Source organism: Limnobacter sp. UBA3528 (assembly GCF_002377005.1).
In the GTDB taxonomy this organism is placed as follows: Bacteria; Pseudomonadota; Gammaproteobacteria; order Burkholderiales; family Burkholderiaceae_B; genus Limnobacter.
Genome location: NZ_DFOZ01000025.1, coordinates 1 through 8,164, shown reverse-complemented (window position 1 = coordinate 8,164; position 8,164 = coordinate 1). Strand labels below are relative to the sequence as shown.

Annotated in this window: 6 protein-coding genes and 2 pseudogenes; 7 read left to right on the top strand and 1 reads right to left on the bottom strand. The window is 49.9% G+C overall.

What is annotated here, in order from left to right; genetic code table 11:
- Positions 1-40: 40 nt before the first annotated feature.
- From B4N58_RS07325 to B4N58_RS07305, 5 genes and pseudogenes are all read left to right on the top strand, one after another.
- A complete protein-coding gene (locus B4N58_RS07325) occupies positions 41-346 on the top strand; it encodes a hypothetical protein (RefSeq protein WP_291747546.1) in 306 nt (101 codons plus the stop codon).
- 221 nt (positions 347-567) lie between these two features.
- Positions 568-648: pseudogene (locus B4N58_RS15670) on the top strand (integrase core domain-containing protein); the annotation flags it as partial.
- Positions 649-930: 282 nt separating this feature from the next.
- Positions 931-1,911: a zinc ribbon domain-containing protein gene (locus B4N58_RS07315; protein ID WP_291747543.1), complete on the top strand. Its 981-nt coding sequence runs from the start codon at positions 931-933 to the stop codon at positions 1,909-1,911.
- Between the two features lie 23 nt (positions 1,912-1,934).
- Positions 1,935-3,839, top strand: a complete 1,905-nt coding sequence (locus tag B4N58_RS07310; protein WP_291747540.1) for a zinc ribbon domain-containing protein — start codon at positions 1,935-1,937, stop codon at positions 3,837-3,839.
- A 42-nt stretch (positions 3,840-3,881) separates the two neighbouring features.
- Positions 3,882-4,604, top strand: coding sequence for a hypothetical protein (locus tag B4N58_RS07305; RefSeq protein WP_291747536.1), 723 nt, complete (start codon positions 3,882-3,884; stop codon positions 4,602-4,604).
- Between the two features lie 51 nt (positions 4,605-4,655).
- Here B4N58_RS07305 and B4N58_RS07300 read toward each other — a convergent pair.
- Positions 4,656-5,333: pseudogene (locus B4N58_RS07300) on the bottom strand (IS66 family transposase); the annotation flags it as partial.
- Between the two features lie 912 nt (positions 5,334-6,245).
- Here B4N58_RS07300 and B4N58_RS07295 point away from each other — a divergent pair.
- Together B4N58_RS07295 and B4N58_RS07290 are read left to right on the top strand one after the other, a co-directional pair.
- Positions 6,246-6,494, top strand: a complete 249-nt coding sequence (locus tag B4N58_RS07295) for a hypothetical protein (RefSeq protein ID WP_291747533.1) — start codon at positions 6,246-6,248, stop codon at positions 6,492-6,494.
- A gap of 179 nt (positions 6,495-6,673) precedes the next feature.
- On the top strand, positions 6,674-8,164 hold a 1,491-nt coding region (locus B4N58_RS07290), incomplete at its 3' end, for a S8 family serine peptidase (RefSeq protein WP_291747530.1).

Here is an 8,164-nt window from a genome sequence, read left to right as displayed (position 1 = left end):
GTCCAAGATTTTGTCCGCATCCCCAGTGGGTCAATTTTAGATGCAACTCAACAAAATTGAAAAGATTCGCCAGGCGGTGGCTGACATGATCAATGCGAAGGCGAGGGAGGCAGGAATCGACCTATTTATGCATTCGAAGTCGGCAAGGCGTCGTGGGTCACCTGAAATTCCAACGATCCCACTGGGGCAAAAGGGTCATTGGGCGGCTAAGCGCGGCCTACCACATACAACCGCCGAATTGAATCAGAGAATTGCTAAGCACAATCGTACTTTGACCGAAGCCGACTTCGACGAATTTCTTAAGCAGCCAGGTTTCACAAAACCAAGCCTAGGAATGAGCATGTAACCAGCCGGCTTGTTTCGCGCAGGTGAGCCACTCTTGGCGGCGCTTCTGGGCAAGATGTTGCACACGTGGTTATTGGCCCCACCAAAACCCTGGCCAAGCTGGCCAACCATATGGCCAAGACAATGCCGCAGTTCAACGGCGTGTTCGACCTGCATGAAATTCCACGACCCGAGCGCGTGAAACTGATGGCAGAGATTGATGTAGGTGAAGTGTGGGGAGTAGAAGCACGAGTAATTATTGAAGACTGGAGGCAGCATTACAATGCGGTCAGACCGCACTCCAGTTTGAACTACCTGACCTGACCCCGAATGAGTTCGTGGCAGGATTGCAAAACGATTTATCAACTGAGACCATAAAGTTAAGTTCTCAGTGGTAGGAAATTCCCGGGCAGGTCAGAGGCCCGCTCTCAACTCACGCGTCGTGTATTGTCTAATAACATTGGACTACCCAGACTCTCGTTGACAAAGCGGGACCATTCGAGGGGATGATCTCACATGCTAAAAAAACTTACTAGTTAAAAAATCTATTACCCTACAATGAGAATAATTGATAAAACCATACTTTACTAAACCGGTACCACCCTTATGACAAAACCGCGATATTGCCCCGCATGTGGCACACCCAACAAGCAAGGGGCCAAGTTCTGCACTTCTTGCGGCAAAGACTTCCCATCGATTAAAAAAGCACCAGTAACCACAAGTAATCCTGGCTCTGCACAAGACAATTCGCTGCAGCCAGAGCCATTGCAAACACAAAGCGCGCCAAGTGAGATCGATTCAAAGGCAAAGCCCGCCTCACCAAAAGAGTCGGCAACACCAAAGGATGAATCCCGCACCGATGCCAAGCCAAGCGCTTCTGATCCGTTTATCTGGTCAGAGCCCAAGCCAACCAGGAAAAGCGATTCAATCGTTCAGACCAGTAACGCCATTTCTCCCCAGCAGATCAAGCTTTATTTTGGAATCGCTGCAGGCGCAATAGCACTGATTGCCTTGCTGGTGTTTTTTGCCACTGGCACTGGGAAAAGCCAAGACCAGGATTCGGCTGAACCCTTGGTGATTGAGCAAAATCAGTTCGAAGGCACACCGCAATCAATCGTGGTAGCTCCTCCGCTTGAGGATGGCCCCGACCAACAAGAGCAAGAGCGCCTTCATCTTGAAGCCGAGACCTTGGCTGAACAAGAAAAGCTTGCTGCGCTGAGCCGACAGACTCAGGCCGAGGAGGAAAGGTTACGCCTGCAACAAGAGTTGGAGCGTGTTCAGGCAGAAAACCTGCGGATTCAGGCTGAGAAAGATGCCGCCATTGCAGCAGACAAAGCGCGCGCGGCAAAAGCTGCTCAAGCCGCACTTGCTGCGCCACAATCCAAACAAGACCCGGCTCAAAGTGCTGCTTTTAAGCGAATCCTTGAAAAGTCTCAGTCCTGTTACCGAGCCCAAGATTATGACTGTGCAATCAATTCTGCCGAAATCGGGCTGGACTTGGTGGCCAATCACAAAGAGTTGAAATTCATTATTGCTGAAAGTCAAAAGCGTCAGACCGAAGCGCTTAACAACATAACCATTCAATAATTTTATTAGGGAGCTTTACTCTCATGTCCTATGAATTCAGCAGTGTTAGTTCCAGGTTTGAATACCCCAACCCCTATGCGGTTGAGAACATCTTTCGCGGCGCATCGGCCGCATTCATTGTTGTGTGCGCCTTGGTGCTGTTCTTTGTCTCCCGAGACAGCCTAACCAATGTGTCGCAAGCTTCGCTGCTTAGCCTTGCCCCGATTGTGGTGGGGCTTTTGATGTTGCTCGCCGGACTTGCCCAAGGGGCGATCACGCTGAGCCATCTACGCTTTTTCTTTGGTCGTGGCGAACCCAATTCCCTGGCCAATGAAACAGGCGAGCATGCGGTAAACAACACCAATGTGTTCAAGTACAAGCCCGATGAGCTAGTTGAAATTGTGCGTCAAAACGCCCTAAAGATTGATGAGCCCACGGGTTCGCTCAATGGGCTTTTGTACAGCCTGTTACCAAACCTGATTTTCGCACCCACGCGAATTCGAAACCTGGCAGAAATGTACTTTAAGAATTTGGCAATCGTCGTGGCGCTGAGCCTGTCGTATCTGTTCTCCATTGCTACGGTGGACGCTGGCATTCAAACCACAATCGTGGGCGGGGTGTTTTTGCTCGTGACCCTGTTCTTTGTGCAGCCCATCAACGATGCCAACCTGAATACCGGATCTAACTTTGGGACAGGCTCGATCGCAGCGCTTGTTCTGATTGGTATTTTTACCCCAGTGATCCTGAACATCGCATTGTCCGGCATCACTGTGGACATGAGCGGTTTTCAGTGGATGGCGACCAACACCGTAACCTTGATTTTGTTGCTCACAACCTTCGTCAGTTCAGGCATTTTCTTTATGAGCTTGATGAATAACCTCATGCCCCCGCCCAATGGTCAGACTTCCAGTGAAACAATGACCCTGTCGATGAATGCGCATCCCAAGCAGCTCTCCGATGAGCTGCAACGCGAACTGCAGCGCAACTGGACAGAGCAAATCCCCAACCGGGTGTACGTGGCCAATGAGCCTCGCGTGGGCAATTCAACCATGGGTTCGTTTAATGGCGATTTTGTGCAAGAGACACAACCCATGCCAGAGGCTCGGATGGACAAGCTCACCATCAAAGAAGCGCTTGCCAACAAAAACTACACTTGGCTCGTGTTTCTGAATATGTTTGGCACTGCCATGTATGTGATTGGCGCCATCGTATTTGTGATTTTTGGCGTGTCTGCGATGAACAACCCCACCGATCTGAGTAACCTCAATCTCGTCGGTGTGGGGATGGTGCTGTGGGTTGCGGCAACCCACGCCTTTAATGCCGCTTCTCGAATCTGGGGCAAGTTCAATTTCATCTCCACCCTGTATTGGGTTGAAATGGACGGCAACTACCAGACCACCTCGATTGACTTTGGCAACCAGTTCACCGACCGCGTCAAAAGCTCAAAGACTGTGACTAATATCGAGACGGCCACAATCCGCGTCTGGGTTGCAGAAATTTTCTCAGTCGTTTTCAAAAAATCCGATGTACGCCACATTGTGGGCATGCGTGGCAACGCTCAAAAGGCCAAGTTCTTGGCGCAGCACCTTTGCGAGTTTGGCGCAGATCAGGCCGTGATCGTTGCCCCCGGCTCCAAGTCCGATCTCAAACGGGTTGCCACCCTGGGGGCTTTGAACACACTGGGCGGTGCTGGCGGTGGGGCTGATCTGAAGGTTGCTGCATCGCTCACCAATGGCATGGAGGGCGCTGCGATTGCCGCTGGCGCGGCTGCATCATCTGCTGCGTCGGTCAGCACTGAGCAAGCCATGGCGCAGGCCGAGAAAATGATTGACAACACGCGCGCAGACTCGACCAAAGAGATCCCTCTGAGTGGAAAGGTGTGCTCCAACTGCGACGCTGTTGCCGAGCCAGGAGATGCGTTTTGCTCAGAATGTGGAAACAAGTTCTAATACTGCAGTAGCCATTGAATACTCGATAGATAAGGAAAAGACATGAAATCGATTGCATTGAAATTAACAAGCTCTTTGGCCGCTGCAAGTCTCTTGGCAGGCTGTATGGCGACAACTGGCGGTGGGGCGACTGACTCGGGCTATGACCGCACCGGTTTTCTGGGGCTCCCGGAATCCGAGGGCGGCTGTAACAACGCCGTGGCGATGGGTCTTGGCGCTTTGGCTGGTGCGTTGCTGAACAAAGACAACCGTGCTGCCGGTGCTGCAGTGGGTGCGGCCTTGGCTGGTGGTATTTGTTTTGCCATCAACTATGAGGTGAAAAAGACCAAGACCGCCCAGCAGTCCGAGCAAGATTTTCAGCGAGCCAACAAAGGCAAGCCCTTGCCCGAGCAAACGCAGGTTGTATATCTGGACTCCAAGATGAGTAAAACCAAGCTGACTTCTGGCGAGCAGACCCAGTCCTTGACCACAGTTGAGATTGTAAAGGGCACAAGCGAGCCAGCGGTTGCTCTGCAAGAGCGACTGACCTTGTACAAGCCCGATGGCACCAAGCTTCAAGAGGTTGTGAAAACCATTAACCCTGATGCAAGCAGTGGTCAATACGAAAGTCAGTTCACCATCCCAATGCCAAAGGGTGTACCCGATGGCCTATACCCCGTGAAATCGGAGATCGTGGTCAATGGTGAGGTCAAAGCATCCAAAGACAAAGGGTTTCAAATCGCAGTGATTCAGGGCGGAGAGTTTCAGCGCCTTGCAAGCCGCTAAAGGAGTTTTTCAAATCCTAAAATCCCAATATCGTAGCCCAATCTAGTCCGCTTATCTGGACTTTGAGCCGGCTGGGGAGCACATCAAGCGTTGTGTTGTGATGGCTCTCAAGGGCTGCAAGGCCACGCCACACTGGCCTGTCCACATCGACAGGGTGGAGCGGGAAATGCCCAAACCGGCGCGGCCAAAGATGGCCTCTTGCCTGTAGTGGGGCAAGTGATCAGCATACTTGTTCACCAACACTTGAGCCAACAAGCCCGGCGTGGCCGAACCCTTGTCGATCACATAAGCGGGCATGGGTTCTTGTTCGAAGGTTTCGCATTCATCGCACACCCAGCGGCCCCGAATGTGCTGTTCCACCGTGAAGTCGCCGGGGGCGTAATCCAGCTTCTCGGTGATGTCCTCGCCCATGCGACGCAGCGCACAGCCACACTTGCATTGGGTGCTGGCCGGTTCGTGATAAATCTTCACGCGGGGTAAATGCGCTGGCAACGGGGTGCGCTTGGGTGATTGTTTGGGGGCTAGCGTCGTGGCTGGTGTGTTCTCTGGGGCATTGTTCAGCGCCTTACGCCGTTCATCGAGCTGCGCCAATTCCAGCTCAACGCCAGCGATATCTTCTGCAACAGATTCTTCAAACAGCTTGGCCTGCTCGCCAACTAAATTACCACCAAGCCTCTCGGACTTCTTACCGTAGGTGGTGCGTTTCAACACAGCCATTTCATGGGAGAGTTTCTCGTACCGGGCGGTGATATAGCGCACCGTGCCCTCAAGCGCACTCACGGTCTCTTGCAACTGGCGCACCATGTTCTGAAGATATTCGGGATCTTCAGGCAATGGACTTGGTGCTGGTTTGGATTGGGAAACAGGCACGAGCGGTAAAGGCGATCAACGGTGATTCATCAAGACACCAATGATGCCCTACGACTAAATCTTGAACTTGATGCATAAACGTCCATCACAAATTCGTGGACGTTTATCCTCTAACAACCAAGAGCGGCAATGCTAGGCGAGTTGCCCGGACGCTTACTGTGGAAGGGTTCGCAGATTCCGTTTGTTTGCGGGTGAAATGCCTTGGTTTTGGTGTGTTCAATGTCGTTGAGCGCCAGGTGCAACGGGTACCTTTGTCCACTCATGATGACTTTCTCCTATGCTCAAATATTAGCCGGGAGTTGTCCACGATAGGCGGGGTAGTCCAATATTAGCCGGGAGTTGTCCACGATAGCCGGGGTAGTCCAGATGGGGGGGTTCAACGACGAGTCACCTCAAATGGTGACAAGTGTTTTCTTACATGTCAGTTTAGTTGGAAGTGGCTAGTGTTCGAGCTATCTTTTAAGTGATTGATATGAAGTAATTAAAGTGGCTTTCTGACAATATTTTTCTTTTTTTTTACGATTAGGTAAAACTACTTGGCGTAATTTTTCTAGTAGATCATTTGTCGCGATAATGATAATTTCAGCCATCGAATGAGACCCTCTGTTTGATTTCATCTCAAAATTTCTTGGACCTATGCGCCAGAACTTGAGTTTCTAATAAGAGTTGTGGAAGTTCGAATGACATAGTCCGTATCGGAAAGGTTGCATTAGGGAAAATATGAAGCATGTATTCTTCAAAAAGTTAAATGTACTCCTTGTGATCTTGTCCATGAATGTAGTCATTGTTGGTTGTTCGGGTCTCCCAGAAAAGAGAGAGGTGCTGACTTGCAAAAATGCTCATCAACAAGTCGCTGGTATGGATAAAAAAAAGGCGCTTGAGTACATCAAAGAATCAGGATTTAAGTCTAGAATACTCGGTGAGGATGGCCAGTCATTTATCGGAACTCATGACTATCGAACCGACAGAATGAATTTGTTTATTGATGATGGAAAAGTGTCGGCTATCCGCTGCGGATAGTGTTTAGTCGAAACTAGTTCTCAAGTTAACTCACGAACAATCTGAAAAAAGCTGAATGCGAAAATTAAACTCTGCGTAGATGCTTTGATGGTGTGGAGAGTCGAAATTACAAGCCTGAATGGTTAGTGACTGATAAAAATTAAAGCAGCCATGGTGTTATCAAACTATATAGGTTAGACATGAATAGAAAATTAAAGAACGCGACCGCGACCGTAGCCATGTTGGGAGCTGCAATTACCGTAGCGGCTCCACAAGTTCCTTATGTGAAGCAGCAAAAGGGTACACAATTAAAGCAGGCTTCGGCCGATTACACCCACAAAGTAATAATCACATTGAAGAACCCAGACCAGGCTGCTTTGCCTGCTTCGCAGTTGGAACCAATCGTGATGGAGATCGGCAAGCGCTCAGGTCAGTCTCTCAAATTTTTGAAAAAAGCGGGATTCAACTCTGTGATCGCAGAGATAGAGCAGGCTGGCAATATTAACCAAGCATCTTTCAAGAAAGCAGTGACATCAATTCCGGGTATCAAGCATGTCGAGTTTGTGCCCCATGCAAGAGCAGCTAATTTTAATGACACCTACTGGCTTGATCAGCAGGGTTACCTGAGCGGTACCTCAGCTACATCACTAGGTGCATTAAATTCCGGCATTTCTGACCTGATGAAGATGTTTCCAAATCTTGGTGCAAACATTAATGTGGCCGTGATTGATGCGGGCTTGGGTGCAAATATTGATGACGAAGGTATTTATGTCAATACATTGAATCTTGTCGAAGAAGGCTCATCAAGTGTCCAAGAAAAAGCCTCTGATGCAGACGATGAAACTTGTGAGCCTGGGGTTACGTCTGCGCCCTACCATGGTTTGGCCGTATCAGGTCTAATTGGTGCTATTCGTAATAATTCGTACGGTGTTGCCGGTATCCTGCCGAACGCGAAAATCACACACATTAAGGCATTAGGCCGGTGTGGCACTGACGAAGACGGCTCTATTGATATTGGTAACGCTATCATGTGGGCCGCAGGATTTGAAGATCCTAACAATGAAGGTTTGACAGCACTAGGAGTAAACCCAAATCCAGCCAAGGTGATTAACCTGTCTCTGGGGGGGAGAGCTGTTTGCCCAACTTCTGTACAACAAGCTGTTGCCGCAGCTATTAGCGAAGGCGCTCACATAGTTGCTGCCACTGGCAATGATGCATTCGCGGACTTTATCAACTTTCCGGCTAATTGTGATGGTGTGATTTCGGTAACTGCTAACTCTGCGTCGGGCTACTCAGAAGGATATGCCAACATTGCATCCACGGTTGTGACTTCATCTTTGGGTGGTGGTGACTTTTCTACTCAAGGCGGCTCGGTGCCAATTAGAACTTTGGGTGACTCTAGCCAGACAACTGATGGGGTAGTAAGCGTGCAGGGTACAAGCTTTTCTACTCCACACGTGAGTGCAGTCGTTGCGATGGCAGTTTCCAGCTCGGATACTACATTAACCAACGACCAGTTGATAGCAGCAATCAAACAGACAAACGCTGCGTATAACGATGCGGATGTGAACTGTGGCACTGCCTCAGGCCAAGAAAATCCCTGCGGGGGAATTCTGGATGCAAACGCATTGTTGATGCTGACATCTCCAACGTTGTTCGCAAGTGTTACACCTGATCCAGATCCGACACCT

Excerpts from the sequence above, each read along its gene's own strand:
- B4N58_RS07325 (WP_291747546.1), top strand. The coding sequence starts at position 41 with ATGCAACTCAACAAAATTGAAAAGATTCGCCAGGCGGTGGCTGACATG.
- B4N58_RS07295 (WP_291747533.1), top strand. The coding sequence starts at position 6,246 with ATGAATGTAGTCATTGTTGGTTGTTCGGGTCTCCCAGAAAAGAGAGAG.
- B4N58_RS07310 (WP_291747540.1), top strand. The coding sequence starts at position 1,935 with ATGTCCTATGAATTCAGCAGTGTTAGTTCCAGGTTTGAATACCCCAAC.
- B4N58_RS07305 (WP_291747536.1), top strand. The coding sequence starts at position 3,882 with ATGAAATCGATTGCATTGAAATTAACAAGCTCTTTGGCCGCTGCAAGT.
- B4N58_RS07315 (WP_291747543.1), top strand. The coding sequence starts at position 931 with ATGACAAAACCGCGATATTGCCCCGCATGTGGCACACCCAACAAGCAA.